The sequence below is a fragment of the Citrifermentans bremense R1 genome (assembly GCF_000426865.1).
Taxonomy (GTDB): domain Bacteria; phylum Desulfobacterota; class Desulfuromonadia; order Geobacterales; family Geobacteraceae; genus Geomonas; species Geomonas bremensis.
Map to the genome: position 1 here is coordinate 22,403 of NZ_AUGE01000027.1, position 23,526 is coordinate 45,928.

Here is a 23,526-nt window from a genome sequence, read left to right on the forward strand (position 1 = left end):
CCGGACTGGAGTCTTTCAGCATGCTCATCCTCACCCTCAACTGCCGGACCTTTTCCCTGCAGTATCAACTTTTCGACTGGGGGCAAAACCGCACCCTGGCCAGCGGGAACGTCGAGCGGATCGTCATCGGGGATACCTTCCTCATCCACAAGGTCCCCGGCAAGGAGCCCAGACAGGTCGACGCCGATTGCGCCGATCACACCCAGGCGCTGCAATTCGTGTTGGACACGCTGACCGACGCGAAGGACGGGGTGCTCCCTGATGTAGCAAGCATCCGCGCCATCGGGCACCGCGTGGTGCATGGGGGAGAGAGGTTCACCAGGTCGGTGCTGATCGATGACGACGTCGTCGCGGCCATCAAGGAGACCGCAAACCTCGCCCCGCTGCATAACACCCCGAATTTGGCGGGCATCCGGGCGGCGCAGGAGCTCTTGCCCAGCGTGCCGCAGGTCGCCATCTTCGACACCGCCTTCCACCAGACCATGCCGGAAAAAGCCTACATCTACCCCCTTCCCTACGACTGGTACAAGCAGCACGGCATCAGGCGCTACGGCTTCCACGGGCAGTCCCACCTCCATGCCGCCAGGAGGGGGGCGGCGCTCGCCGGCGTTCCCCTGGAGCGCTGCAACCTGGTGACGGTGCACACCGGCAACGGCGTGTCGCTCTGCGCGCTGAAAAACGGGGTCTCGGTGGATACCAGCATGGGGCTCACCCCGCTCGAAGGGGTGATGATGGGGACCCGCTGCGGCGACATAGACGCGGGGATCGTCCCGTTCATGATCAACGAGGCGGGCATTTCGGCGGCGGAGATGGATCTTTTCCTGAACCAGAAGAGCGGGCTCGCGGGGATCGTGGGGCGCCGGGTGAGCCGCAGGACGGTGGTGGACGAGGCGGTGGTGGGAGACCCCCGCTGCCAGCTGGCTCTCGACATGGAGTCCTACCGCCTGCGCAAGTACATAGGGGCCTACATCGCCGTGATCGGCAAGCCCGACGCCATCGTATTCACCTACGGAGAAGGGTGGGAGGACTGGCCGGTCCGGGGTATGGCGCTAAAGGGAATGGAGCATTTCGGCATCGAGGTGGACCTGAAGCGGGACGAGGAGGCCCTGCGGGGCGAGCGGGAGATGCTGATCAGCGCCGACAGCTCCAAGGTCAAGGTGTTCGCCCTCCCCAGCGGCGAGGAGATGATGCTCAACGAAGACGTGGCCGCCATCATGGGGTGGCCGGTGCGCGAGGCGGGTGCCGCCTAGACCTTGACCCGGTCCAGGAACGACTCGACCAGCGGGGTGAAGGTCTGGTGCTCCAAAAGGAAGGCGTCGTGGCCGTAGGCCGAAGTGATCAGGTGGTACTCGACCTGTTTCCCCAGCGTCTTGAGCGACGTGACCATCTCCTCGGTCTGGGCCGGCGGGTAGAGCCAGTCGGAGGTGAAGGCGAAGAACTGGATCGGGGCGGTAACCGGCGCGAAGGCTTCCTCCAGCGATTCGCACCCCGAGGCGACATCGTAGAGGTCGAGCGCCTTGGCGAGGTAGAGGAAGGAGTTGGCGTCGAAGCGGTCCACGAAGTTGTAGCCGTTGTAGGTCAAGTAGCGTTCCACCTCGAACTGCCCGAAGAAGTCGAACTGCCCGTCGCGGGCGGAGAAGCGGCGGTCGAACTTGGCCGTCATCGATTCGTCCGAGAGGAAGGTGATGTGCCCGATGCCGCGGGCTAAAGCCAGGCCGTCCTTGGGGTTCTTCCGGTATTCCCCTTTTTTCCAGTTAGGGTCGTTGAAGATGGCCCAGCGCGCCACCGCGTTCAGCGAGATGGCCTGCGCCGAAGGGCGCGGCGTCGTGGCGAGCACCACGGCCGAGCCGACCCGATCCGGGAACTGGGTCGCCCACTCCAGGGCCTGCATTCCCCCCATGCTCCCCCCCAGCACGCAGAAAAGCTTCTCGATCCCCAGCCGGTCCATGAGCAGGGCCTGGGCCTTCACCATGTCGCGCACCGTGATCACCGGGAAGGCCAGGTTGTAGCGCTTGCCGGTCTTCGGGTTGACGGAGGTGGGGCCGGTGGAGCCGAAGCAGGAGCCGATCACGTTGGAGCAGATCACGAAGTAGCGGTCGGTGTCCAAAAGGGCGCCGGGGCCGACGATTTCGTCCCACCAGCCCGCGCGCTTCTCGTCTTCGCTGTAGCGCCCGGCCAGGTGCGCGCTGCCGGTCCAGGCATGGGTCACCAGGATGGCGTTCGAGCGCGACTCGTTGAGGGTGCCGTAGGTCTCGTAGGCTATGTCGATCGGCCCCAGGATACGCCCGCTTTCCAGCCGCAGTTCCGTATCGAAGGGGGCGATCTGTTCTGTCACTATGCCGTAGGACATGTTTCTCTCTTAAATGATGCGCCGCATGCAGCAGGCATTAAAAAAAGCCCCGTCTCGGTATGAGAGAAGGGGCTTTTGTGGTGATGGAGCTAAAGCGCCTTTCTCATCTTCGCCTTTCGGCAGGATTTAGCACCTGTCGCCCGTTTCCGGGCCGGTTGCTGTGGCTTCGCAGGGCCTTTCCCTCCACCACTCTAGATAAGCAGGTCTTTTTATTCAATTGTCGCTGCAGGATAAGGGAGCCGTTTATATTTGTCAACGGCAAACTTCTCCGGCGGTTTACAAGTCGTGGCGGTATTTCACCAGCAGGTAAAGGCAGACCACCCCCGCCACAAGCATCAGCGCGTCGCGCCCCCACGGTATGGGCTTGTCCAGCCCGGAGTAGATCAGGGGATCGAGGAACGCGCTGGTGAGGAGCGTTACGGCGGCCAGGGAGAGGAGCTTTTTCACGAGGCGATCGCCTTGAAGACGGCGCTGAAGTCCTCTTCCGAGAACCCTTGCGACCTCGCCCTCTTGAAGCTTTCATTGGCGGCGGAGGCGGAAAAAAGCGGCTGCCCCAGCTGATCCCCGAGCGCCACGGCGAGGCGCATGTCCTTTTGCATGTGCTTGAGGGGAAAGGCGGCGGCGAAGTTTTCCTGGCAGATCTGCGCCCCCTTCAGCTTGAACATCGGGTTCGCCATGGCGCCGGCGTCGATGACCTCCAACAGGTCGGGGCCTTCGAGCCCCGCCTTGTCAGCGAGCGCGAGCCCCTCGCAGAAGATGGTCATCATCCCTCCCATGACCATGTTGACGATGAGCTTCATCTGCGCGCCGCGCCCCACCTCGCCCAGGTAAAGGCTTTTCTTCCCCATCTTCTCGAAGAGCGGGAGCGCCTGGTCGAAGAGCCCCCGGTCGCCTGCGGCGAGGATGATGAGGGTGCCGTCCTCGGCCGGCTTCTTGCTGCCGGAAACAGGAGCTTCCAGGAACCTCCCCCCCTTGCCGGTGACGGCCGCGCCGATCTCCTGTGCCGTCGCGGCATCGACCGTGGACATGTCGACGTACCCCCTCCCGGCGCCGATCCCTTCCAGGGCGCCTTTAGGGCCGAAGCAGACCGCATGTGCCGCCGCCGGGTCGGCCAGCATGGCGATGGTGACGCTGCAGGAGGCGGTGACCTCGGCGGGGGTGGCGGCGACCGAGGCGCCTAGCGCCGCGAACTCGGCGCACTTTTCCTGCGAACGGTTCCAGACCGTCACCTTGAAACCCGCCTTGAGCAGGTTTTTGGCCATCGCGCTTCCCATGATCCCCAATCCTAAAAATCCGTATTGTTCCATCTTCTTCTCCTTGGGAAATAGATTTATCGACTGCTATCTCTTCGAAATCAGCGCCGCCGGGCGCCACTTGCGCACCGAGTTTATCAGAAAGAGCGCCTCGGCATGGCCGCACCCCCCCGGTCGAACGCCGCCGCGTCCAGCGATGGGCGCCAGTCGCCGCAGTAGAAAGGGCTTTCATGGGGCGGGAAGGGGGCCTGGGAGCGGTTTTGGTAGAGGCCGAACCAAAGTAGCGGCAGCTTTCCCGGCGCACAGGTGGTGAGGTCGCCGTTAAAGGCGCCGGCTGCCTCGTAACTCACAAACCCTGCCGCGTGCAGCCCCGAGGCCACCTGGCGTTCCAGGGACTTAAGCGCGGGGACGACCTGCTCGAGCGTGACGGCGCAGATCTCGCCCGCCGGCGCGCAGAAGCTGTAGCCATGCAGGTATGCGGGGGAAACGGCGGTCAAGGCGATCCAACCGGGCAGAGCCCGGCGATGGGGCAGGCGACGCACTTCAAGTGGTCCTTGCCGTCGCAACCCTCGGAGATCCCCAGGTGGCAGATGGAGAAGTCGTATTTCACCGGGTCAGCCGGGTCGAGCTCGCGCAGCGCCGCGGTGATCTCGCGCGCCATGCGCCAGTCCGCCTGCTTGCGGGCGGTGAACCCCAGAAGCCTGCAGATGCGCTGGATGTGCGCGTCCACGGGGATGACCAACTGGTCCGGCCTGATCCCCTTCCAGATCCCGAGGTCGATGCCGTCGGCTGGGCGCACCATCCACCTGAGATACATGCAGAGCCTCTTGCAGGCGCTCCCCGAGGCGGGGGAGGGGAAGAAGAAGGGGAAGTAGGAGTCGTCCGGGGGGGAGGCGGCGCCGAAGACGGGGGCGAAATCGAGGGACTTCACCGCCTCGCTGAACCCGGAGAGGGTTCCGGTCAGGTCCTCCTCCCCCTGGCCGTGGAACTGGAGCAGCCACCCCTCCACGGACCCCGCCTGCTCCAGCATGGTGCGGCAGGCGAAAAGGAGCGCGCAGAGGTCACGGGCGTCGTTGAAGCGGTGCTTGAAACCGGCGAAGAGGCGAAAGCCTTGCTCCGGCTCGAACCCCTCGACGAAGCGGCGCGGGGAATCCCCCATCCGGTCGAAGATCCAGGCGAGGTTCTTCTTGATGATCTTCACGTTGCCGTAGGCGAACGAGGAGGCGATGAGGCCGGCTATCTCCTGGTCCCGCGGGTCTGTGTAGCGGTGGCAGAACGAGAGGGGGTCGTTGGCGAGGTGCTCCTGCGAACGCGCGGCGTAAAGTGAATCGAGTACGGTTTTAAGATCCAGCGAGCTTCTCATTGGCACAGCGCTCCCACCTGTTATGGACAATCCTTTTGAACCTGCTAAGTTATCATAGTGCTAAATCAGCTTAAAGGAAAAAGGGGGCGCAACACATGAGACTTGCAGAACTCTTTCCGGAGGGGGGACGAGGCATCATCGCCACCGCCGACGCGGCAGGCGTGGTCAACCAGGCGGTCTTCGCCATACCTCATGTAGTGGACGAGCAGACGCTGGCCTGGGGCTTCAGCGAGGGGCGCACGATCGCCAACTTGAGGGAGAACCCGCACGCAAGCTACCTTTACCTCGCACCCTCCAGGGGATACAACGGCTGGAGGCTGACCTTGACCATGAAGGAGGAAGCCGGCGAGGGGGAGATGCTGGAGAGCATCAAGGAGAAGACGGCGCAGGTGGCGAGCCCTCAGGCGAGCGCGGCAGTGACCCGGGTGGCCTACTTCAAGGTGGAAGAGGTGCGCCCCCTGATGTGACTAACGCTTGGGCGGGGTCTCCAGGATGAAGGTCACCGGGCCGTCGTTCACCAGGGAAACCTCCATATCGGCCTGGAAGATCCCGCTTTGCACCGGCACCCCCCGCTCCCATACCTGTCCCATGAAGTAGCTGTAAAGGCGATTCGCCTCCTCGGGGGCTGCGGCGGTGTCGAAGGAAGGGCGGCGCCCCTTGGAGCAGTTGCCGGCCAGGGTGAACTGGGAAACGGCGAGCATCTCCCCCTTCACCTCGGGCAGCGCCAGGTTCATCTTCCCTTCGTTGTCCGCGAAAATCCTCAGATTGACGATCTTTTCCGCCATCCAGTCCGCCTGGGCGCAGCCGTCGCCGATCTCGACCCCCAAGAGCACCAGGACGCCTTGTCCGATCTCGCCGACCACCCTCCCCTCAACCGAGACCTTCGCCTCTTTCACCCGCTGGATTACTGCCTTCACGAAAAAACCTCCTGCAAAAGCTCTCGATAAATCTGTTCCGCCTCGGGCGAAAAGGGGACGACGACCACCTTTTTCAGGTCCGGATAGCGCTCCAGCGCGGCCTTTGCCTCTTCCAGCGCGATCCTGCAGGCGGGGCGCATCGGGTAGCCGTAGACCCCGGTGCTTATGGCCGGGAAGGCGATGCTGGAGAGCCCATTTTCGTGGGCCAGGCGGCAGGCGTTGCGGTAGCAGGAGCGAAGGAGTTCAGGCTCGCCGCGGCTCCCGCCGTGCCAGACCGGGCCCACCGTGTGTATCACCTGGCGCGCGGGGAGCCTGTAGCCGGCGGTGATCTTGGCCTCGCCGGTGGCGCACCCCGACAATGTTCTGCACTCGGCCAGAAGCTCGGGGCCTGCGGCGCGGTGGATGGCGCCGTCCACGCCTCCTCCCCCCAGAAGTGTGCCGTTGGCGGCGTTGACGATGGCGTCGACAGCGAGCTTCGTTATGTCCCCGCGGACAATCTCGACCCTTTCACTTAGCTTCACAGCGCTCATGAAGGCACCCCCGGCCCGGTCACCCTTCGACCAGGCTCCTCAAGAGTTTCAGGTTCACCGCGTCCATCTCGTCGGCATCCCCCTTGGGCGTCTCGATGAACTTCGGCACCAGCTTGAAGTGCGGGTCGTTCAGGATGAAGCGGAACGGCTCCAGCCCGAGCGCCCCCGCGCCTATGTGCTCGTGGCGGTCTACCTTGCAGCCGAGCCCCTTCTTGGAGTCGTTCAGGTGGAAGGCCATCAGCTTGTCGATTCCCAGGGCGCCGTCGAACTCGTCGAAGGTCCGGCGATAGCCGTCCCGCTCGGCGATCGGGTACCCCGAGGCGAAGGCGTGGCAGGTGTCGAAGCAGACGCCGAAGCGGGTGGGATAGGAACTACCCTCCATGATCGACTTCAGGTGATCGAAGCGGTAGCCGAGGTTCGTCCCCTGGCCGGCGGTGTTTTCCAGCAGCACCTTCCCGGTGAACTCCGGCACCTCGGCGAAGAGCTGGTCGAACGCCTCGCAGATGCGCCGGATGCCGGTCTCCTCGCCGTCGCCTGTGTGGGAACCGGGATGCATGACGATCTTGTCGATGCCGAGTGCTGCGCAGCGCTGCATCTCCTCCTTGAAGGCGATGAGGCTTTTGTCCTTCACCTCGCCGGGGGCGGCCGCCAGGTTGATCAGGTAGATGTCGTGGCTGACGACGTGAGAGAGCCCGGAGGCGGCCAGTTTGTCCCGGAAGAGCTGGGCGTCGGCTGCGGAGACCGCCTTTCCCTTCCACTGGTTCGAGTTCTGGGTGAAGATCTGGATCACGCCGCAGCCGGAGCTTACCCCGCGGTCCACGGCGTTATGGATGCCTCCGGCGATGGAGACGTGTGCGCCCAGCAGGTCCATGGTTTTCCTTTTGGCTTGTGGCCCCTTCGGTGAAGGGGGAGAGACGTGTTGCGGGCGCTAGCCCAGGATGTTCTTCAACTGTGCCTTGATCAGCGCGGCCCGCTCCCGGTACTCCTCGGGTTTGAGCACCACTTCCTGGTGCGGCTCGCTCCACTGCGGACGGGGCCAAAGCGGGTCCTTGGAGCGGCGCGGCACGATATGCCAGTGCATGTGCGGCGCCATGTTACCCAGCAGCTCGTAGTTGATCTTGTCCGGGTTGAAGACGCTGTGCAACGCCTGGGCCACGGCGGTTACCTCGGCCATCACCCCGTTTCTGACCTGCTCGCTCAGGTGGAACAATTCGGTGACGTGGTTCCTGGTATAGACGAAGCAGTATCCGGCAAAGAACTGGTCCCGGTTCAAGGAGACCAGGGTGTGCTTCAGTTCGACCACCCTCTGGTCCGGATCGTCCTGCCATTTGCTGCAGATTGGGCAGTTCATAAAACCTCTTAAAAGCAATTGACAATTGATAATTGACAATTGACAACTAAAGACGAAGGCAATTGTCAATTGGTTTAAGATTGTCAATTGGGGTTACGTTTACACGTCGATTTCTCCGGTGAACACTTCAACCGCCGGGCCGGTCATGTATATGTTGCCGTCCTCACCCCACTCCATCTCGAGATCGCCGCCGGTCAAGTGGTTCAGGATGCGCTTCTCGGTCAGCCCGTTCAGGACGCAGGCGGCGGTGACGGCGCTGGAACCGGTGCCGCAGGCAAGGGTTTCGCCGGCGCCGCGTTCCCAGGTGCGCTGGCGCACCTCGGTGCGGGAGACGATTTGAACGAATTCCACGTTGGTGCGGCGCGGGAACAGCTCGTGATTCTCGATCAGCGGACCGTACTTCTCGACCTGGAACGTGTCCACGTCATCCACGAAGATGACGCAGTGGGGGTTCCCCATGGAGGCGCAGGTGATGTTGAAGCTGGAGTGGAGCACGTTGAGCGGCACGTTGACCACCCGCTCCTCCGGTTCCCCCAGCATGGGGATTTCCTTCCTGGTCAGCCTCGGCGGCCCCATGTTCACCCGCACCTTTTCCACCTTCCCGCCGGCGCCGGTGAAAAGCTGCAGGGTCAGGATCCCGGCGCCGGTTTCCGCAGTTATCTCCTTTTTCGACATGATGCCGTGGTCGTAGGCATACTTCGCCACGCAGCGGATGCCGTTGCCGCACATCTCGCTTTCCGACCCATCCGAGTTGAACATCCGCATCCTTACGTCGGCCACCTCGCTCGGCATGATCAGGATCAGCCCGTCCGATCCGATGCCGAAGTTGCGGTTGGAGACCTTTATCGCCACCGCGGCAGGGTCGTGCACCGCCTCTTCGAAACAGTTGACATACACGTAGTCGTTGCCTGCACCCTGCATCTTTGTGAATTTCATAAGGATAGACCCCCCGCCCGGAAAAATATCATTCTCTAATAGCAAAATCGGCTGGGTCCAACAAGAAAAAACCGGAGTAGCTTGACCGTTGGGGCACCTTTTAAGTAAGATCGGTGAAAAATTAACTCGGAGGCTTCATGGAGCTGAAAAACAGGATATGGATGAACGGCAATCTCGAATGGTACGCCTACATAGGCGACGCCGAGGTCTTCCTGGGGAGCCGCGAGGTCCCCATCCCGATGGAGGAAGGGGACAAATGGACTAACGCCTATGGCGACGTTTTCGAGATCATCGACTCGGCTATCGTCCACGTGGGAAGGGTCGAGCCCCCACAGAGATACTGGTAGTTATGCCCCTTTGCGCCGGTCGGCAATGTCAGGTCTGTCCCGGTTTAAATTGTTGACATGGCAAATGTGGTATTGTATCTTCTCTTATCCACAAATCCAGGGGAGATACTACCATGAGATTATCGACCAAGAGCCGTTACGGGCTGCGAGCTCTTTTTGACATCGCCTATAACGCCGGGAGCCAGCCGGCGCAGATCCAGGATATATCCCGCCGGCAGGACATCTCGCCGCGCTACCTGGAGCAAATTTTTCAGGGACTGAAGAAACACGGGATTTTGAAGAGCAAGCGCGGACCGCAAGGGGGGTACTGCCTCGCCAAGAGCCCTGAGGAAATCACGGTGCGCGCCGTCATCGAGGCGACCGAAGGGGATACCCTCATCGTCGACTGTGCCGGCCGGAAAAAAGGGGAGTGCAACTTCGACGGCAGCTGCGTCACCCAGACCGTGTGGGAAGAGTCCAACAACAGGTTGAACGAGTTCTTCGAGTCGGTCACGCTGAAGACCTTGTGCGACCGCGGCGAGACGCTCGGCATCAAGCGGGAGCAGGACCACCGCTTCATGTACTTCATCTAGGGGCTGGGCGGAAAGGGGAACTGTCGGCAAAAGAGATGCTGCCGCGGCGCCGCCGGCCCTGCCCGCAAAGAACTATGCAAACTGCCCAGGACAAGTACTTGAAGCTGCAGGAAATTTTGCGCGAAATGGGGTCGCTCTTGGTCGCCTTCTCGGGCGGCGTCGACTCTACCTTCCTTCTCAAGGCCGCCTTCGACACCTTAGGTGGCGAACGGGTGCTGGCGGTTACCGCCACCTCCCCGACCTATCCCGAATCGGAACTCGCCGAGGCGAAGCTGCTGGCAACCCGGATCGGGGCCCGCCAGGAGCTCGTAGTATCCAACGAACTGGAGATCCCCGGCTTCAGCCACAACCCCAAGGACCGCTGCTACCACTGCAAAAGCGAGTTGTTCCGGATCTGTACGGAGAAGGCGCGCGAAAAGGGGTTTGCCTTCGTCGCCGACGGGAGCAACACCGACGATCTGGGTGACTACCGCCCCGGCCGCACCGCTGCCTGTGAACTGAAGGTGAGTTCGCCGCTTCTGGAGGCCGGCCTCTCCAAGGGAGAAATCCGCGAGTTGAGCCGCGCGCTCGGGCTCCCCACCTGGGACAAGCAGGCCTATGCCTGCCTGGCCAGCCGTTTCCCCTATGGCACCGAGATAACCGAGCAGAGGCTGAACCAGGTGGAGCGCTGCGAGGAGTTCTTGAAGGGGGAGGGGTTCACCGTGTACCGGGTGAGGTTTCACTTGGAGAGTGCGCGTATCGAATTGAGCGAGGCTGAACTGCCGCGCATGCTGGAGCCCTCCCTGAGGGGGAGGACCCTGGAGTTTTTCCGCACCGCCGGATTCACTTACGTGTCGCTGGACCTGCAGGGGTATCGTACCGGGAGCATGAACGAGGGGTAGGGCGCCCGGCGCCCTATTTCACTTCGACTGTGGCCTGCATGACGCCGGTTTTGGGTATGACTATGGTGAGGACGCCGTAGTCGCAGCTGGCGCTGACGGCATCGGTGTTCAGATCCGCGGGAAGCGCGAAGCTCCTCTGAAAGGGGCCGAAGTAGCGCTCGATCCTGTGGAAATTCTCCTTCCTGATCTCCTCGGAGTGCCTGCGCTCCCCCTTCACGGTGAGGGTCTGTTCCTCGACCTTGATCTCGATGTCCTTTTGCTCCATGTCCGGAACTTCGACCTTGATGGTGACCGCCGAGGCGTCTTCATAGACGTCGGCCGGGGGATGCCAGACACCCTCCCTGATCTCTTCGCCGACCTCCCTGGTCCACGCCATGTCCAAGAGCCGGTTCATCTTGTCCTGCATGCTTCTAAGCTCGCTCAACGGGTTGTACCTGACGATCGCCATCGCGTTCCTCCGTCCGGCGCCTGGGCGCCCCAAAATGTAGATATCAAATTAAGAGGAGGGGGCCGTCTCCTCAAGCCCCCTCCCCGTTGTTCCTATTCCGCTCTCTCTCAGACTCTCTTACCTTTGGGAACTGTGTGTTTCAATTTCTTGGAGCCGTCATAGAGGTGTTGCTTTGTCAGTTCTCGTTGTGCTTTGAGGTCTTTTCTGTCGTAATCCACTGCCAGGTTGATTTCCATCTCCTGTGCCAATTCGTCGATGGTTCTCTCTTCGTTTCGTGCCATGCTGGCTCCCCTTGATCCTGGTTGTGTTGGCGTCGATTACCAAATGTCTTGAACCTGCTGCACCCCCTTTTTAGTTTTCCAAATCATAGCAGTTTGACACTTTTTTGCAATAGAACATTTCGCCTTGAACCACAAGGGGTTATCGGATAATATGGGCGGGAATTTGCCCCCAAAGAGGAGTGATTATGCTGCAGTACAAGGTGGTCGAACTGAATCACGTTTCCGATGAAACTATCGAAGAAGCGTTGAACGAATGGACCCACAAGGGATGGAAATTCGACGCCCTGCAGTTCGCCATGCGCGACGCAAGCCGCCGCCCCGCCATGGCCTTTGTAGTATTCACACGCGAGGAGCCCTAGTGACGACTGAAACAGAGACGCTGTACCTTCTGGACGGCTCTTCCTATATATACCGCGCCTATTTCGCCATCAGGCACCTCTCCTCCCCCAACGGTTTTCCCACCAACGCGCTCTACGGCTTCACCCAGATGCTCCTCAAGGTGATGAAGGACCGGGCTCCGGCCCACGTCGCCGTCATCTTCGACGCCGGCAAGATCACCTTCAGAAACGAGCTCTTCCCCGCCTACAAGGCGACCAGGAGCGCCATGCCGGAGGATCTCGCCCAGCAGATCGAGCCGATCAAGCAGATGGTGCGCGCCTTCAACATTCCGGCGCTGGAGCTGCCGGGGTTCGAGGCGGACGACATCATCGGGACCATCGCCAGGAAGTGCGAGGCCCAGGGGATGGCCTGCGTCGTCGTGACCGGCGACAAGGACCTGATGCAGATCGTCTCCGACCGGGTCACCCTGCTCGACACCATGAAGGAGAAGAGCTTCGGCATCGCGGACGTGTACGAGAAGTTCGGGGTGGCGCCGGAGCGTGTGGTGGACGTGCTGGCGCTTTGGGGGGACGCTTCCGACAACATCCCCGGCGTCCCCGGCATCGGCGAGGTGACGGCCAAGAAGCTCCTGCAGGAATTCGGCTCTCTGGACGAGCTTCTGGCCCGCGCCGGCGAGGTGAAGGGGAAAAACGGCGAGAGGCTCGTGGAGTTCGCCGACCAGGCGCGCCTTTGCCGCACCCTTGCCACCATCGACTGCAACGTCCCCATCGAGTACAGCATCGACGATTTCGCCGTGACCCCGCCGGACAACCGCCGCCTCGCGGCCCTGTTCCGGGAGTACGGCTTCGCGACCCTGTTGAAGGACCTGACCAGCTCTCCCACCCTCTCCTGCGACCGTTACTCGCTGGTCCTTACCGAGGAGGAACTGCGCCGTGTGGCAGCCGAACTGGAAGCGGCCCCCGCCTTCGCCATCGACCTGGAGACCACGAGCCTCAACCCAAGGGAGGCGCGCGTCGTGGGATACGCCGTCAGCTGCCGTCCGCACGAGGCCTGGTACATCCCGGTCGGGCACCGCTATCTCGGGGCGCCGGAGCAGCTTCCCGAGGCCCTGGTGCTGGAGGTGCTCGGACCGCTTCTGAAGGACCCGGCGCGCCGCAAGATCGGCCAGAACCTGAAGTACGACTACCAGGTGCTCCGGATATCGGGGGGCGAAATTGAGGGGATCTGGTGCGACACCATGCTGGCCGCCTATCTCGTCAACCCGGCACGCAACAGCCAGGGACTCGATGCCCTGGCCTTGGAGTACCTGGACCACCGCATGATCTCCTACGCGGAGGTGGCGGGTAGCGGCAAATGCGAGCTGAACTTTTCCGAGGTGGATCTGGACCGCGCCGGCCCCTACTCCTGCGAGGACGCCGACGCCACTTACCTCTTGCACGAGATCCTGCTCCCCAAGGTGCGGGAGCAGGGGATGGAAGAGCTCCTCTTCGACCTGGAGATGCCGCTGATGCGGATTCTGGCCGACATGGAGCTCCACGGGGTGAAGCTGGACGTTGACCTCATGAAGGAGCTTTCCACCGGCTTCGGCAAGCAGCTGATCGAGCTGGAGGCGCAGATCCACGAGCACTGCGGCGGCCCCTTCAACATCAACTCCCCGAAACAGCTGGGGGAGATGCTCTTCGAGCGCATGGGGCTTGCCGTCGGGAAGAAAACCAAGGGGAAGACCGGCTGGTCCACCAACGTGGAGGAGCTGGAGCGGCTGGCCGAGGAGCACGAGGTGGCGCGGCTCCTTTTGCAGTACCGAAGCATCTCGAAGCTGAAGTCGACCTACACCGACGCGCTCCCCAAACTGGTCGATCCTGCCACCGGCCGGGTGCACACCTCCTATAACCAGGCGGTGACCAGCACCGGCAGGCTCTCCTCCAGCGACCCCAACCTCCAGAACATACCGATCCGGGGCGAAGAGGGGCGCGGCATCAGGCGCGCCTTCATCGCGGAGCCGGGGAGCCTCATGCTTTCCGCCGACTACTCCCAGATCGAGCTCAGGGTGCTGGCGCACCTCTCCGGCGACCGTGTCCTCTGCGAGGCCTTCGCCGCCGGCGAGGACATCCATCGCCGCACCGCGAGCGAGGTGTTCGGCATGTTCCCGGAGCTGGTGACCTCCGAGATGAGGCGCCAGGCCAAGGTGATCAACTTCGGCGTGATCTACGGCCAGGGGGCCTTCAGCCTCGCCAAGGAGCTGGGGGTGACCCCTAAGCAGGCAAAGGCTTTCATCGACAGCTACTTCGAGCGCCACAGCGGCGCGCGGAGCTTTCTGGACAGCTGCATCAGGGAGGCGGAGGTCTGCGGCTTCGTCACCACCATCATGGGGAGACGGCTCTGCATCCCCGAGATAGCCAGCAAAAACGGCAACGTGCGCGCCTTCGCCCAGAGAAATGCGGTCAACTACCCGATCCAGGGATCGGCCGCCGACATCATCAAGGCAGCCATGCTGAGGGTGATCCGCCGCATGCAGCAGGAGCGGGTGGCGAGCCGGCTCATCATGCAGGTCCACGACGAACTGGTCTTCGAGGTTCCGGAAGCGGAGCGCGATCTCATGGAGGAGCTGGTGCGGACCGAGATGGAGGGAGCCCTGCCACTGTCGGTGCCGCTCAAGGTGGACCTCAATTTCGGGCTTAATTGGAGCGAGGCGCACTAGATAAGGGAGCGGAGTGGCCAGCGATTAGGCTGGGCAGGTTCCCGATAACCTAAGGCGTTTCCGGAGAGGCGATCATGACCGAGCAGTTGGAGCAGTACCAAGCGCATTTCCAGGAAGGTGGGCGGGTCAGGATAGGGGTGCCGCTAAAAGGGGGGGGTGCCTTCTCTGAATGGGGGATAGTGGCCTCGCTGGACGACGACCTCCTGCAGCTCTACCTCTCCAGGGACTCGCTTCCCGAGCAGGCGCGCCTGGAGCTGGGGCGGACCCTGGATCTGGCGCTCGACGGAAAGCAGGGACCCCTTGCCTGCCGCGGCGTGCTGGTCGCCGACCATGCAGCGGAGCACCGGCTGGTGCTGCGGCTGGTGGAGGACGTGGTCCCGTATGAGCCGAGGGAATACTTCCGTCAGGACGTCTACCTTCCCCTTATCTACCGGCGCACCTTGAGCCAGGTTGCCGAGGAGGTCCGGCTGCGCTGGGAGCACTCGCGCCGGGAGATCGAGCTGGCCGCGCAGGACCCGGATCCGGACGAGCCCGAGGAAGTGGCGGACGCAAGGGAGGAGATCAGGGCGAGGTTGGAAAAGCGCAAGACGGCGCCCCCTTTGGCCGCCAACCTAAGCGGCGGGGGGGTGAGGCTCAACATCGCCGAGCGCTTTGCCGAGGGGGAGTTGGTGGAGTTGAGCATCTACCTGCCGCAGCACTCCAGAATGATAGAGATGATTGGGGAGGTGGTCCAGGTGACGGCGCTTCCGGACCGGGTCCGTTTCAGCACGGCGCTCAGGTACCGCTTCATCGACGAGGCCGATCGGGACCGGCTGATCGGCTACATCTCCACCGAGCAGTTGCACCAGATGTCGCAGCATGGACCGCGGGTGCTGCTCCCCCCGCCGGAGGGGCCTTCAGTTTGGCGCCGCCGCCTGCAGGTGGCCTTCGTGCTGGCACTTCTGGCTGGATTCCTCGGCTGCCAGGCGCGGGCCATCCTGGTGGCGAAACAGCGGGGCGAGAAGTGGGAGGTGCAGCGGGTCTTCGACGAGGGGTTCATGGAATTCCTTAGGCGGCAGAGGTGACGGTGACCATCTCCATGGCGTCCTCGATGGTGATCTCCAGCTCGGCCAGCATGATCTCCTTGATACCCATCCCCTGGGCCTCGAAGGTCGCGGCGAGCATCAGGTTCGGCTCCGGCGGCGAGCCGAGCCCGAGTTTGCGGCAGGCGTGATCCACCAGGCGCACCAGGGTGAGGAGCACGTCGCTCGTGTCACTTTGCTCCTTGTGGTGGTCCCTGACGATGGTGCAGTAAATCTCCGGGAGGTTCCACTTCTGCATCAGTTGGTACCCGGTTTCGGCGTGCATCGCCGTCATGATCTCCTTGGTCAACTCCCGTGACACCCCTTTCTGCCCGCTGTCCGCGAGCATGATCCCCTCCAGCACCCTGAGAATCAACAGGCAGCCGATGTCGTGCAGGAGCCCGGCGATGAACCCCTCTTGTGCCAGCTGCTTGTAGCCGCTTTTCTCGCACAGCCACCTGGTCCCGATGGCGCAGCCGAGGGCGTGCTTCCACAAAAGCTGGGAGTGGCTCTTCAACTCGGGGATGGTGAAGCTGTTGTAGCTGCTTTGCTGCGAGGCGAGCATGGCGACGCTGGCTATCTCCCGCGCCCCCAGCCGTATTACCGCATCGGTGATGGTGGTGACCTTGGCGAGACCGCTGAAAAAGGCGGAGTTGGCGAGCCTCAGGATCTGGCTGGTGAGCGCCTGGTCCTTGATGATCAGCGCCACAACCTGGTCGATGCTGAAGTCCGTGGCCGCCAGGATCCCCTGCAGCTTGAGGGCGATGGGGTGGAACACCGGCAGGTTGAGCGATTCCGATTCGAGCTGTTCCTTTACTATCTCGACAAAGGGTCTGCTGTGCATGTCAATCCCCCAAAAGGCGCCTGATCTCCGAAATCGGGCGCGGTTTGCCGATCCTGGGGAGGAGCCGCACCGTGTCGTGCAGCGATACCAGCCCCGCGGCTGCCTTGCAAAGCCCCGATTCCAGGAGCGTAACCATTCCGGTGCTCTCCGTGGAGATCTTCCTGATCTCGTAGGAGGTCTTCTTGCTGAGGATGGCGTCCTTCACCAGTTCGTTCAGTATCAGCATCTCGAATACGCCGACCCTGCCGCGGTACCCGCTGTACCTGCACTTGGCGCAGCCCCGCCCGATCCTGAACTCGGCCCCCCGCAGGTCGGCGTTGCTGTAGCCTATCCTCCGGAGCTCGGTCGGGGTGGGAAGGTAGCTCTCGCTGCACTCCGGACAGATGCGGCGCAAAAGCCGCTGCGCCAGGACGCAAACCACGGTGGAGGCGATCAGGAACGCCTCGATGTTCATGTTCATCAGGCGCAGAAGCCCCCCGACGCTGTCCTCGGTGTGAAAGGTGGTGAGGACCTTGTGCCCGGTGAGCGCCGCCTGGATCGCGGTTTCGGCGGAGAAGCTGTCCCGGATTTCCCCCAGGACGATCACGTCGGGGTCCTGGCGCACGATGTGCCTGAGGGTTTCCTCGAAGGTCACCCCGATCTTCTGGTTGATGGAGCACTGGGCGATCCCCTCTATCACGTATTCAACCGGTTCCTCGGCTGTGACGATGGAGGTGTTGAGGTCGTTTAGGTGGTGCACGCAGCTGTACAGAGTGGAGGTCTTGCCGCTGCCGGTAGGGCCGGTGACGATCAGGACGCCGCTTGGCGTATCCAGCGCGTCGTCGATGAAGCGCTCCAGCATGCGCCCGGGCATGCCGATCTCCTTGAGATCGAGCAGTTCCGCTTTCATGCTTAGAAGGCGGAGCACGATCTTCTCGCCGTGGATGGTGATGTAGAAGGAGACCCTCATGTCCAGGGTGTTGCCGCTCTTCGCGCTTTCGTAGCAGATCCGGCCGTCCTGGTGCCTTCTCCTCTCGGCGATGTCCGCCTCGGCCATCACCTTGATCCTGCTGCTGATGGGAAGCGCCAGTTCCCTGGCGAAGTCCTTGTATAGGACCAGCATCCCGTCCCGCCTGAAGCGCACCCTGAGCGCGCTGCGCATCGGCTCGATATGGATGTCGCTCGCCCCCTCCTTCAGGGCCTCCTCGAAGATGGAATTAACGATGCCGGTCACCGTGTGCTCGTCGGTCGCCGTGCCGTCCCCCTGCACCATCCCCCGCTTCAAAAGGCTGAGCGCGTCGCGGATCGCCTTCATGGTGCAGATGGCGAAGGAGGTGGTGTTCTGGCCGAACAGCTTCTCCGCCGTCTTTTTCCCCTCCAGGTTCAGGGGGTCCGCGATCGCCACCAGGACCCTCCCCTCCTCCTCCTTGACGGGAACGAAGCTGTGCTGCGCAAGCCAGTGCTGGGGGACCCGGCCCAAAAGCGCCCGGTCGATGCTGGAGGCGTCCAGGTCGATGAAGGGAAACCCCAACTGGAAGGCGAGCACCTCCGCCAGGGTGTACTCCTCGATAAAGCGCTGTTCCACCAGGATCTCACCCAGCATCTTGCAGTTTTCCCCGTCCCGCTGTATCCCGAGGGCGGCCTGCAACTCTCCCGGTTTCAGGTAGCCGAGTTCCACCAGCAGGGCTCCGAGCTTCACCGATACCATGTTGCTCCGGAGCGTCTCCCTGAGCTGCTCCCGGGTGAAGAAGCCGAGCTCCAGCAGCACCCCGACCAGGGTTCTCGGGGAGAGGAGTTTCGCCTTGACCCGCTGCGCGTAACTGAGCTGGGTGTCCGCGAGGTAACCCGACTTCATCAGCAGGGCCGCGATCTCGAGACCGGAGTCATCCACCCCTTCCTTGCGATCCGCCTCTTTTTTATAGTTGCCGTGACTATCCATACACCATCTCCTGCGCCCGTGCTGATCGCCCTCTCTTTACATTGGTTCCGATCGCAGCCACTCTTCATTGACATGGGTCCCGATTCCTTGGTAGTATACCATGCCGATTGGAGTGGGCTAATTTAACTCCTCTGAAGAAGTCGCCGTTTGTTCGCTGAATTTTACCCAGGTATATTGAATAGTTATCCGACGGAAGGGCGGTGGCCGCCGCTGCAAAAAATGTGGCGCCTGCCGCCTTAGTTCCCTTGGCAAGACGATCGGCGCAGGGTTGGAGCGATTGGATCGCCATGTTCATTAGATTCAGGGCGCACTCCGTTCCAAAAGGGGACAGGACAGCAGCCGGGGTGAATAGATAGAGAGGCCGTAGCATGAAGAAGAAAGAGAAGCCGAAACAAAAGCAGAAGGATTTCAGCGCCTCCCCATTTAAGGCGTTGAAGGGCGCCGCACTGGATTTGAGTGCTGAGGCCCGGCCCCAAGCGCGGGCGCCCCATAAGCCGCAGGGAAGCGCTCCGAACCTGAGCGACGAGCTCCTTTTCCTCGACGCCGTAGCCGATGTGCGCCCCCTGCGTGCCGCTGCGGTCACCCCGGCCAAGGCCAAGGCACATGGCGTCGCAAGGAAGGAGCGCGAAGAGGAAGAGCAGCGGGCGTTCCTGCAGGCCCTGGAGCAATTGAAGCTCGATGTCCGTTTTCAGGACGAGCTCGCGGAGCAGGAATCCCCAGACCGACCGGCCCCGGTGAATCGGCTGCGGCAGATAAGGCGCGGCGGGATCAGGATCGACCTGCAGCTCGACCTGCACGGCCTGACCCGGGACGAGGCCCTGGAGAACCTGGACCGCTTCGTCAAGGGTGCCTATAACCGAGGGCAGAAAGGTGTGCTGGTGATCACCGGCAAGGGGAACAATTCCGCTGGCGAACCTGTTCTCAAGTCCGCAGTCGCCGGCTGGCTCAGGGAGAAGGGGAAGGGGAAGGGGATGGTTTCCGAATTCATCCAGGCCCCCAACGACATGGGGGGGAGCGGCGCGGTAGTGGTCTTTCTCAAGGAAAAGAAGGCGCCGGAACCGGAAGAAAGGTAGCGCCCTCTTTCCCGCAGCAACAGGAGCAGCGATGCCGGCATCGGAGCCGTACCGCATAGGAGTGGATCTGGGCGGGACCAAGACGGAGGTCGTGGTGCTCGATCCGCAGGACGGGGTTGTCTTCAGGGAAAGGAGGAAGACCCCGCTGGTTGAGGGATACCATGCCGTGCTGAACTGCGTGGCCGACCTGGTGCGGGATGGCGCCTGCCGGGTGCCGGCGGCTAATAGCTGCACGGTCGGCATCGGCATCCCGGGCTCCGTCGATGCCGTCAGCGGAATGGTGCGCAACGCCAACTCGGTCTGCCTCATAGGGCGCCCGCTGCAGGCCGATCTGGAGCGGCTTTTGGGGAGGAGGATCGGGGTGAGAAACGACGCCGACTGCTTCGCCCTGGCCGAATGCCGCAAGGGGGCGGGAGCGGGTTACGGCCTTGTCTTCGGCGTCATCATGGGAACCGGTTGCGGCGGGGGGATCTGCGTCGACGGCGTGGTGCGCGAGGGACCGCACCGGATCTGCGGGGAGTGGGGGCATTTCTCTCTCGACCCTTCCGGCCCCCCTTGTTACTGCGGCAACCGGGGGTGCATCGAGACCAAGATCAGCGGCTCCGGGGTAGAGGCCGCATTTGCCGCGCGCTACGGCGAGAGCCTCAGCATGAAGGAGATAGTGACGGGGGCAAGGCTCGGAGATCCGCGCTGCGCGACTGCCTTCAACGCCTTCCTGGACGACTTCGGGCGCAGCCTGGGCGGCGTCATCTCCATTCTTGACCCCGATGCGGTGGTACTGGGCGGGGGACTTTCCAACATCGACGAACTTTACCTCGCAGGCGTCGAGCGGGTGAGGCACTACGCCTTCCACAACGACCTGCGCACCCCGATCCTGAAGCACATGCTGGGGGATTCGGCCGGGGTTTTCGGCGCGGCCTGGATCGGCACCGGTTCGGCTCCCTGAGCGACGGCTGCTGTCTCATTGGTTTGAATTTATAATTGCTGCTATAGTTTGTCTTCGTGCCGGCCCCCGGCAGCCGGAAACAGCGCAGCCCGCTCCCGACAGCCGGGCCCACCAAGCCACCAGCTCTCACACAGGCGGTGCCCCATGGAAACGCAACCAGGCAAAAGGGTCAACATCAGGTACAAATGCAAACTGGATGACGGCAGGGTCTACCTCGTCGGCGAGCGGAACACCCTGGAGTTCCTGGTCGGCTCCGGGCGCGTTCCGCAGTCGCTCGAGGCGGGGCTTTTAGGAATGCAGCAGGGGGACCATCGCGTGGTACGCGTCCCGGCCGCGGAGGCGGAGCTCTTCCCCTTCCCCAAGGGATCGCATTTTGCCTTCAGCACCGGAGGGGCACCGGGAATCGCCTACGATTTCGGCCCCGGGGCGGGAGGGGACGTATCCCACTCCATCCCTGGGAACCGGGACTACCGGGAGCCGCTTCCCGCAGGCGCCGACATCCTGTTCGAGGTGGAGATGCTTTCGGTCAAGGACGAAGTCACAGCTTCTCCCGGACACTCCTGATCTTGTCCTCCATGCTCTGGTTCCGGTCGGTCCGGGTCCCGAGCTTGATGGTGGTGGTGATGCGGGGAGCCCCCATGCCGTGCACCACCTCGTGACACCGCTTGATAGCCGCGAACACCTCGTCCCATTCCCCCTCGATGTTGGTCCCGTAGCTATGCAAAGCGATCTTCAGCCCCGCCTCGGTAAGTACCTTCTCGCATGCGGCGATGTAACTCGATACAGAGACGCCGACACCAAGAGGAACGACGCAAAGATCTACCAGAACTTTCATCTCTTTTTCTCCTGTCACGACATATTTAGGATGACAACTCCGCGGCAATCATAGACCAAAGGCAGTATCAAATAAAGTTAAAGCTGTTACTGTCGCGATCCAGACAGTAACCCTTTATCATCCTGCCTTATTGCGCCCGCCCTGGTTGACATACCCTGCGCGGTACCTAAACTAAACCCTGTCGACGACGGAGTTTTATGTGAGTCGGGGGGGGGATGAGCACTTCCAACAGCAAAAAAGCGATGGTCCTAGTGACAGGGGCTACCGGGTTCATCGGCAGGAGGTTGGTAGCCGCCCTAGCCGAAGAGGGGATACCGGTGCGCTGCCTGGTGCGCAACGTCCAGTCGCCGGTTCCCGCCTGCGGGGAGGTGGTCCAGGGGGACCTGCTGCAGAGAGAGACCCTGGACCGGGCGCTGGAGGGGATCGAGACCGCCTACTATCTGGTGCACGCGATGTCCGGGGATCGCGCGGGCTTCGAACGCCGAGACCGGGAAGCTGCCGAGAATTTCGCCGCCGCCGCCGCGAGGCAGGGGCTCAGGCGGGTCATCTACCTGGGCGGGCTGGGCGATGAGAAGGACGACCTTTCCGAGCACCTGGCCAGCCGGCTGGAGGTCGCGCGGATCCTGCAGGGGGGTCCCTTCAAGACCACCTACCTGCGCGCCGCCGTCATCATCGGCGCCGGCGGGGCCTCCTTCGAGATGATACGTGCCCTGGTGGAGAGACTCCCGGTCATGATCACCCCGCGCTGGGTCTCCACCTGCTGCCAGTTCATAGCGGTCGGGGACGTAATCGCTTACCTGGTGGGGTGCCTGCTGCACGAGCAGACCGCGGGTAAGACCTACGACATCGGCGGGCCGGAAATCCTCTCCTACCGGGAGATGATGGAGCGCTTCGCCGAGATAGAGAAGAAGTTCATCAAGATCCTGCCGGTTCCCTTTCTTACCCCGAAGCTCTCTTCCTACTGGCTCTGGCTGGTCACGCCGATAAAACCCTCCATCTCGGCCCCTCTCATCGAAGGGCTTGGCGTCGAGGTCGTCTGCCACGACGACAAGATTCGAGAAATTATTCCCTTGAAGCTGACGGGTTACGACGACGCGGTGAGAATTGCACTCGAGGAGGAGAGCGCTCCACCCAAAGAGCCGTCCTGAAAATCGCCACGCCCCCCCTGCATTGCCCCTGCATAAATCAAAGATCAAAAGCTCAAGATTAATTAACTGCGTCCGAAGAGACTACTGTTGCCGGAGCTTTGGTTTCCGGCGGATCAAGGTATTGTGACCCCCGCGGTGCGCAACCGGCGAGGTGGCGAGGGAGCAGCATGAACTGTCTTATCGTCGAGGATAACGAGTTCTCCCGCGAAGCCCTGAGGCTTTTCCTGGCGCCTCACGCCGAGATAGAACTGGCGGCGGACGGGCAGGAGGGAGTGGAACTTTTCCAAAATGCCCTTGCCCGCGGCAACCGGTTCGATTTGGTGCTGCTTGACGTGGTCATGCCCAAGCTGGACGGCCAGCAGGCCTTGAAGTTGATGCGCCAGGCGGAAAAGGATTATGCGGTAACGGAAAAGCAGAAGGCCGTCATCATCATGACCACGGCGCTCACCTCGGCAGAGCAGATGCAGCAGGCCCTGTGGGATGGCGACTGCACCGACTACCTGGTAAAGCCTATAGTGCGTGCCGACCTGCTGGCGCTATTGCGCAGGTACCGTTTGCTGGTTTGATAACCGCGCGCCTCGCGCGTGGCAAGGACATGGGCATGGAACCTTATTACTACCGGGAAAACATCAGGAAAACGCTCGAGGAAGACAGTGCCGAGATAGCCGCGGGGTTCATCGACATCATCAAGGGAAACCTCCGGGTTCAGCTCAAGCTGGTGAACTATTTCAAAGGGCTCCCGATCAGCTATCCAGCCACCCCCGTCGAGATGGCCGGTTGTGTCCTGGAACTGGACGTCCATCCCCAGCAGGCGGTGGCGTTGGAGCAAACCGGTTCCACTTTCATAAAGTGCAGCTACTTCGACCGCCCCATGCTGGCCGACGTCAAGGACGCCGACGTGCGCAGGATGATGGCGTCGCTTTCCAATTTTCGGTTCGTAGAGATCCTGGCGGAACAGCGCGTGTCTTTGAGGCTTAAATTGGAGCCGCCATGCGACGCCCAGATCGTCGGCGATGGCGGCCCCGTCGACGGAAAGGTGCTCGACATCTCCCTGGGTGGCGTTTCCATCAGGACCTCATGTCCCTCAAACCTGCGCGAAAGCGACGAGGTAAAACTGAAGCTCATGGTGCCGAACCTGCTGCAAAGCGGAGGGACCTCGTTAGAGGTAAGGTCAACCGTGGTTGCGGTCGGCAGCGAAGAGGAGGGGGAGGTGTGCCGGTTTGCCATCGAATTGGACCCGCATGTGGAGGGGGTCATCTCGCGCTTCATCTTTCAGCGGCAAGTGGACCTGATCCGGGAACTGAAGGAGCAGAGCTGAAGCCGCGGCGGCAAGCGAGCCTTGGTGCCAAAGGAGTAGACCGTGCCCGACAATCTCTTTATCCCGTCCGTCGATTTGAGGATCGGCTCGCTCGAGGAGTACAACCGCAGGCAGAAG

Annotated in this window: 29 protein-coding genes and 1 riboswitch; of the genes, 14 read left to right on the forward strand and 15 right to left on the reverse strand. The window is 62.2% G+C overall.

Features of this window, described 5'->3' with window-relative positions:
• Positions 1–20: 20 nt before the first annotated feature.
• Positions 21–1,250 carry an acetate kinase gene (locus K419_RS0114995; RefSeq protein WP_026842306.1) on the forward strand — a complete coding sequence of 410 codons (1,230 nt, stop codon included), beginning with the start codon at positions 21–23 and terminating at the stop codon, positions 1,248–1,250.
• Here the strand turns inward: K419_RS0114995 and metX are convergent.
• From metX to K419_RS0115020, 5 genes are all read right to left on the reverse strand, one after another.
• Complete coding sequence (metX, locus tag K419_RS0115000; protein ID WP_026842307.1) at positions 1,247–2,350, reverse strand: homoserine O-acetyltransferase MetX; 1,104 nt, start codon at positions 2,348–2,350, stop codon at positions 1,247–1,249. The genes K419_RS0114995 and metX overlap by 4 nt on opposite strands.
• A gap of 100 nt (positions 2,351–2,450) precedes the next feature.
• Positions 2,451–2,552: riboswitch (SAM riboswitch) on the reverse strand.
• 74 nt (positions 2,553–2,626) lie between these two features.
• A complete protein-coding gene (locus tag K419_RS23875; protein WP_198013120.1) occupies positions 2,627–2,797 on the reverse strand; it encodes a hypothetical protein in 171 nt (56 codons plus the stop codon).
• The gene (locus K419_RS0115010) at positions 2,794–3,657 is read right to left on the reverse strand and encodes an NAD(P)-dependent oxidoreductase (protein WP_026842308.1); all 864 of its coding nucleotides are present in this window, start codon (positions 3,655–3,657) and stop codon (positions 2,794–2,796) included. The genes K419_RS23875 and K419_RS0115010 overlap by 4 nt, the downstream gene beginning before the upstream one ends.
• 83 nt (positions 3,658–3,740) lie before the next feature.
• The gene (locus K419_RS0115015) at positions 3,741–4,100 is read right to left on the reverse strand and encodes a hypothetical protein (protein WP_026842309.1); all 360 of its coding nucleotides are present in this window, start codon (positions 4,098–4,100) and stop codon (positions 3,741–3,743) included.
• The gene (locus K419_RS0115020) at positions 4,097–4,966 is read right to left on the reverse strand and encodes a TIGR02757 family protein (protein WP_084154248.1); all 870 of its coding nucleotides are present in this window, start codon (positions 4,964–4,966) and stop codon (positions 4,097–4,099) included. Before K419_RS0115020 ends, K419_RS0115015 begins: the two co-directional genes overlap by 4 nt.
• A 95-nt stretch (positions 4,967–5,061) precedes the next feature.
• On the opposite strand from K419_RS0115020, the gene K419_RS0115025 reads away from it, so the two are divergent.
• Complete coding sequence (locus tag K419_RS0115025; protein ID WP_026842311.1) at positions 5,062–5,433, forward strand: pyridoxamine 5'-phosphate oxidase family protein; 372 nt, start codon at positions 5,062–5,064, stop codon at positions 5,431–5,433.
• On the opposite strand, the gene dtd is transcribed toward K419_RS0115025, so the two are convergent.
• The 5 genes from dtd to dapF form a co-directional block, all read right to left on the reverse strand.
• Positions 5,434–5,883 carry a D-aminoacyl-tRNA deacylase gene (dtd, locus tag K419_RS0115030; protein WP_026842312.1) on the reverse strand — a complete coding sequence of 150 codons (450 nt, stop codon included), beginning with the start codon at positions 5,881–5,883 and terminating at the stop codon, positions 5,434–5,436. It abuts the gene before it with no gap.
• Positions 5,880–6,413, reverse strand: a complete 534-nt coding sequence (locus K419_RS0115035; protein WP_026842313.1) for an O-acetyl-ADP-ribose deacetylase — start codon at positions 6,411–6,413, stop codon at positions 5,880–5,882. Before K419_RS0115035 ends, dtd begins: the two co-directional genes overlap by 4 nt.
• Before the next feature lie 19 nt (positions 6,414–6,432).
• Positions 6,433–7,284, reverse strand: a complete 852-nt coding sequence (locus K419_RS0115040; RefSeq protein ID WP_026842314.1) for a deoxyribonuclease IV — start codon at positions 7,282–7,284, stop codon at positions 6,433–6,435.
• 57 nt (positions 7,285–7,341) lie between these two features.
• Entirely contained in the window at positions 7,342–7,764 is a 423-nt protein-coding gene (locus tag K419_RS0115045) for an HIT family protein (protein WP_026842315.1), read from the reverse strand.
• Between the two features lie 99 nt (positions 7,765–7,863).
• Complete coding sequence (dapF, locus tag K419_RS0115050) at positions 7,864–8,700, reverse strand: diaminopimelate epimerase (RefSeq protein WP_026842316.1); 837 nt, start codon at positions 8,698–8,700, stop codon at positions 7,864–7,866.
• A gap of 137 nt (positions 8,701–8,837) precedes the next feature.
• Here dapF and K419_RS0115055 point away from each other — a divergent pair, with 137 nt between their 5' ends.
• From K419_RS0115055 to larE, 3 genes are all read left to right on the forward strand, one after another.
• Entirely contained in the window at positions 8,838–9,047 is a 210-nt protein-coding gene (locus K419_RS0115055; protein WP_026842317.1) for a hypothetical protein, read from the forward strand.
• Between the two features lie 113 nt (positions 9,048–9,160).
• Positions 9,161–9,619 (forward strand): RrF2 family transcriptional regulator, encoded by a 459-nt coding sequence (locus K419_RS0115060; protein ID WP_026842318.1) that lies wholly within the window; start codon positions 9,161–9,163, stop codon positions 9,617–9,619.
• A 74-nt stretch (positions 9,620–9,693) separates the two neighbouring features.
• Complete coding sequence (gene larE, locus K419_RS0115065; protein WP_026842319.1) at positions 9,694–10,500, forward strand: ATP-dependent sacrificial sulfur transferase LarE; 807 nt, start codon at positions 9,694–9,696, stop codon at positions 10,498–10,500.
• A gap of 13 nt (positions 10,501–10,513) precedes the next feature.
• Here the strand turns inward: larE and K419_RS0115070 are convergent, their stop codons facing one another.
• Both K419_RS0115070 and K419_RS23880 read right to left on the reverse strand, forming a co-directional pair.
• Complete coding sequence (locus tag K419_RS0115070) at positions 10,514–10,948, reverse strand: Hsp20/alpha crystallin family protein (RefSeq protein ID WP_026842320.1); 435 nt, start codon at positions 10,946–10,948, stop codon at positions 10,514–10,516.
• Between the two features lie 107 nt (positions 10,949–11,055).
• Positions 11,056–11,229 (reverse strand): hypothetical protein, encoded by a 174-nt coding sequence (locus K419_RS23880; RefSeq protein ID WP_012528801.1) that lies wholly within the window; start codon positions 11,227–11,229, stop codon positions 11,056–11,058.
• A gap of 185 nt (positions 11,230–11,414) precedes the next feature.
• Here K419_RS23880 and K419_RS23195 point away from each other — a divergent pair, with 185 nt between their 5' ends.
• The 3 genes from K419_RS23195 (at position 11,415) to K419_RS0115090 (ending at position 15,330) form a co-directional block, all read left to right on the forward strand.
• Complete coding sequence (locus K419_RS23195) at positions 11,415–11,588, forward strand: DUF4177 domain-containing protein (protein ID WP_084154250.1); 174 nt, start codon at positions 11,415–11,417, stop codon at positions 11,586–11,588.
• Positions 11,588–14,266: a DNA polymerase I gene (gene polA, locus K419_RS0115085; RefSeq protein WP_026842321.1), complete on the forward strand. Its 2,679-nt coding sequence runs from the start codon at positions 11,588–11,590 to the stop codon at positions 14,264–14,266. The genes K419_RS23195 and polA overlap by 1 nt, the downstream gene beginning before the upstream one ends.
• A 74-nt stretch (positions 14,267–14,340) precedes the next feature.
• Complete coding sequence (locus K419_RS0115090) at positions 14,341–15,330, forward strand: PilZ-like domain-containing protein (RefSeq protein WP_026842322.1); 990 nt, start codon at positions 14,341–14,343, stop codon at positions 15,328–15,330.
• On the opposite strand, the gene K419_RS0115095 is transcribed toward K419_RS0115090, so the two are convergent.
• On the reverse strand, positions 15,314–16,171 hold the full coding sequence (locus K419_RS0115095; RefSeq protein ID WP_026842323.1) for an HDOD domain-containing protein: 858 nt from the start codon (positions 16,169–16,171) through the stop codon (positions 15,314–15,316). The two genes, K419_RS0115090 and K419_RS0115095, sit on opposite strands and share 17 nt — an antisense overlap.
• 1 nt (position 16,172) lies before the next feature.
• Positions 16,173–18,089 (reverse strand): GspE/PulE family protein, encoded by a 1,917-nt coding sequence (locus K419_RS0115100; protein ID WP_026842324.1) that lies wholly within the window; start codon positions 18,087–18,089, stop codon positions 16,173–16,175.
• A gap of 368 nt (positions 18,090–18,457) precedes the next feature.
• Here K419_RS0115100 and K419_RS0115105 point away from each other — a divergent pair, with 368 nt between their 5' ends.
• From K419_RS0115105 to K419_RS0115115, 3 genes are all read left to right on the forward strand, one after another.
• Positions 18,458–19,162 carry a Smr/MutS family protein gene (locus K419_RS0115105; RefSeq protein ID WP_026842325.1) on the forward strand — a complete coding sequence of 235 codons (705 nt, stop codon included), beginning with the start codon at positions 18,458–18,460 and terminating at the stop codon, positions 19,160–19,162.
• Positions 19,163–19,193: 31 nt separating this feature from the next.
• The gene (locus K419_RS0115110; RefSeq protein WP_026842326.1) at positions 19,194–20,108 is read left to right on the forward strand and encodes an ROK family protein; all 915 of its coding nucleotides are present in this window, start codon (positions 19,194–19,196) and stop codon (positions 20,106–20,108) included.
• Positions 20,109–20,252: 144 nt separating this feature from the next.
• Complete coding sequence (locus K419_RS0115115; protein WP_026842327.1) at positions 20,253–20,672, forward strand: FKBP-type peptidyl-prolyl cis-trans isomerase; 420 nt, start codon at positions 20,253–20,255, stop codon at positions 20,670–20,672.
• Here the strand turns inward: K419_RS0115115 and K419_RS0115120 are convergent.
• Entirely contained in the window at positions 20,647–20,943 is a 297-nt protein-coding gene (locus K419_RS0115120) for an MTH1187 family thiamine-binding protein (RefSeq protein WP_012528810.1), read from the reverse strand. The genes K419_RS0115115 and K419_RS0115120 overlap by 26 nt on opposite strands.
• Before the next feature lie 215 nt (positions 20,944–21,158).
• Between K419_RS0115120 and K419_RS0115125 the strand changes: the two genes are divergently transcribed.
• From K419_RS0115125 to K419_RS0115135, 3 genes are all read left to right on the forward strand, one after another.
• A complete protein-coding gene (locus K419_RS0115125; protein ID WP_026842328.1) occupies positions 21,159–22,091 on the forward strand; it encodes an NAD(P)H-binding protein in 933 nt (310 codons plus the stop codon).
• Between the two features lie 167 nt (positions 22,092–22,258).
• Positions 22,259–22,657, forward strand: coding sequence for a response regulator (locus tag K419_RS0115130; RefSeq protein ID WP_012528812.1), 399 nt, complete (start codon positions 22,259–22,261; stop codon positions 22,655–22,657).
• Between the two features lie 35 nt (positions 22,658–22,692).
• Positions 22,693–23,409, forward strand: coding sequence for a PilZ domain-containing protein (locus K419_RS0115135; protein ID WP_026842329.1), 717 nt, complete (start codon positions 22,693–22,695; stop codon positions 23,407–23,409).
• Positions 23,410–23,526 lie beyond the last annotated feature (117 nt).

Coding starts and splice junctions, on each gene's coding strand:
- K419_RS0114995 (WP_026842306.1), top strand. CDS start 21: ATGCTCATCCTCACCCTCAACTGCCGGACCTTTTCCCTGCAGTATCAA.
- metX (WP_026842307.1), bottom strand. CDS start 2,350: ATGTCCTACGGCATAGTGACAGAACAGATCGCCCCCTTCGATACGGAA.
- K419_RS0115010 (WP_026842308.1), bottom strand. CDS start 3,657: ATGGAACAATACGGATTTTTAGGATTGGGGATCATGGGAAGCGCGATG.
- K419_RS0115020 (WP_084154248.1), bottom strand. CDS start 4,966: ATGAGAAGCTCGCTGGATCTTAAAACCGTACTCGATTCACTTTACGCC.
- K419_RS0115025 (WP_026842311.1), top strand. CDS start 5,062: ATGAGACTTGCAGAACTCTTTCCGGAGGGGGGACGAGGCATCATCGCC.
- K419_RS0115035 (WP_026842313.1), bottom strand. CDS start 6,413: ATGAGCGCTGTGAAGCTAAGTGAAAGGGTCGAGATTGTCCGCGGGGAC.
- K419_RS0115040 (WP_026842314.1), bottom strand. CDS start 7,284: ATGGACCTGCTGGGCGCACACGTCTCCATCGCCGGAGGCATCCATAAC.
- K419_RS0115045 (WP_026842315.1), bottom strand. CDS start 7,764: ATGAACTGCCCAATCTGCAGCAAATGGCAGGACGATCCGGACCAGAGG.
- dapF (WP_026842316.1), bottom strand. CDS start 8,700: ATGAAATTCACAAAGATGCAGGGTGCAGGCAACGACTACGTGTATGTC.
- K419_RS0115055 (WP_026842317.1), top strand. CDS start 8,838: ATGGAGCTGAAAAACAGGATATGGATGAACGGCAATCTCGAATGGTAC.
- K419_RS0115060 (WP_026842318.1), top strand. CDS start 9,161: ATGAGATTATCGACCAAGAGCCGTTACGGGCTGCGAGCTCTTTTTGAC.
- larE (WP_026842319.1), top strand. CDS start 9,694: ATGCAAACTGCCCAGGACAAGTACTTGAAGCTGCAGGAAATTTTGCGC.
- K419_RS0115070 (WP_026842320.1), bottom strand. CDS start 10,948: ATGGCGATCGTCAGGTACAACCCGTTGAGCGAGCTTAGAAGCATGCAG.
- K419_RS23880 (WP_012528801.1), bottom strand. CDS start 11,229: ATGGCACGAAACGAAGAGAGAACCATCGACGAATTGGCACAGGAGATG.
- K419_RS23195 (WP_084154250.1), top strand. CDS start 11,415: ATGCTGCAGTACAAGGTGGTCGAACTGAATCACGTTTCCGATGAAACT.
- K419_RS0115090 (WP_026842322.1), top strand. CDS start 14,341: ATGACCGAGCAGTTGGAGCAGTACCAAGCGCATTTCCAGGAAGGTGGG.
- K419_RS0115095 (WP_026842323.1), bottom strand. CDS start 16,171: ATGCACAGCAGACCCTTTGTCGAGATAGTAAAGGAACAGCTCGAATCG.
- K419_RS0115100 (WP_026842324.1), bottom strand. CDS start 18,089: ATGGATAGTCACGGCAACTATAAAAAAGAGGCGGATCGCAAGGAAGGG.
- K419_RS0115105 (WP_026842325.1), top strand. CDS start 18,458: ATGAAGAAGAAAGAGAAGCCGAAACAAAAGCAGAAGGATTTCAGCGCC.
- K419_RS0115110 (WP_026842326.1), top strand. CDS start 19,194: ATGCCGGCATCGGAGCCGTACCGCATAGGAGTGGATCTGGGCGGGACC.
- K419_RS0115115 (WP_026842327.1), top strand. CDS start 20,253: ATGGAAACGCAACCAGGCAAAAGGGTCAACATCAGGTACAAATGCAAA.
- K419_RS0115120 (WP_012528810.1), bottom strand. CDS start 20,943: ATGAAAGTTCTGGTAGATCTTTGCGTCGTTCCTCTTGGTGTCGGCGTC.
- K419_RS0115125 (WP_026842328.1), top strand. CDS start 21,159: ATGAGCACTTCCAACAGCAAAAAAGCGATGGTCCTAGTGACAGGGGCT.
- K419_RS0115130 (WP_012528812.1), top strand. CDS start 22,259: ATGAACTGTCTTATCGTCGAGGATAACGAGTTCTCCCGCGAAGCCCTG.
- K419_RS0115135 (WP_026842329.1), top strand. CDS start 22,693: ATGGAACCTTATTACTACCGGGAAAACATCAGGAAAACGCTCGAGGAA.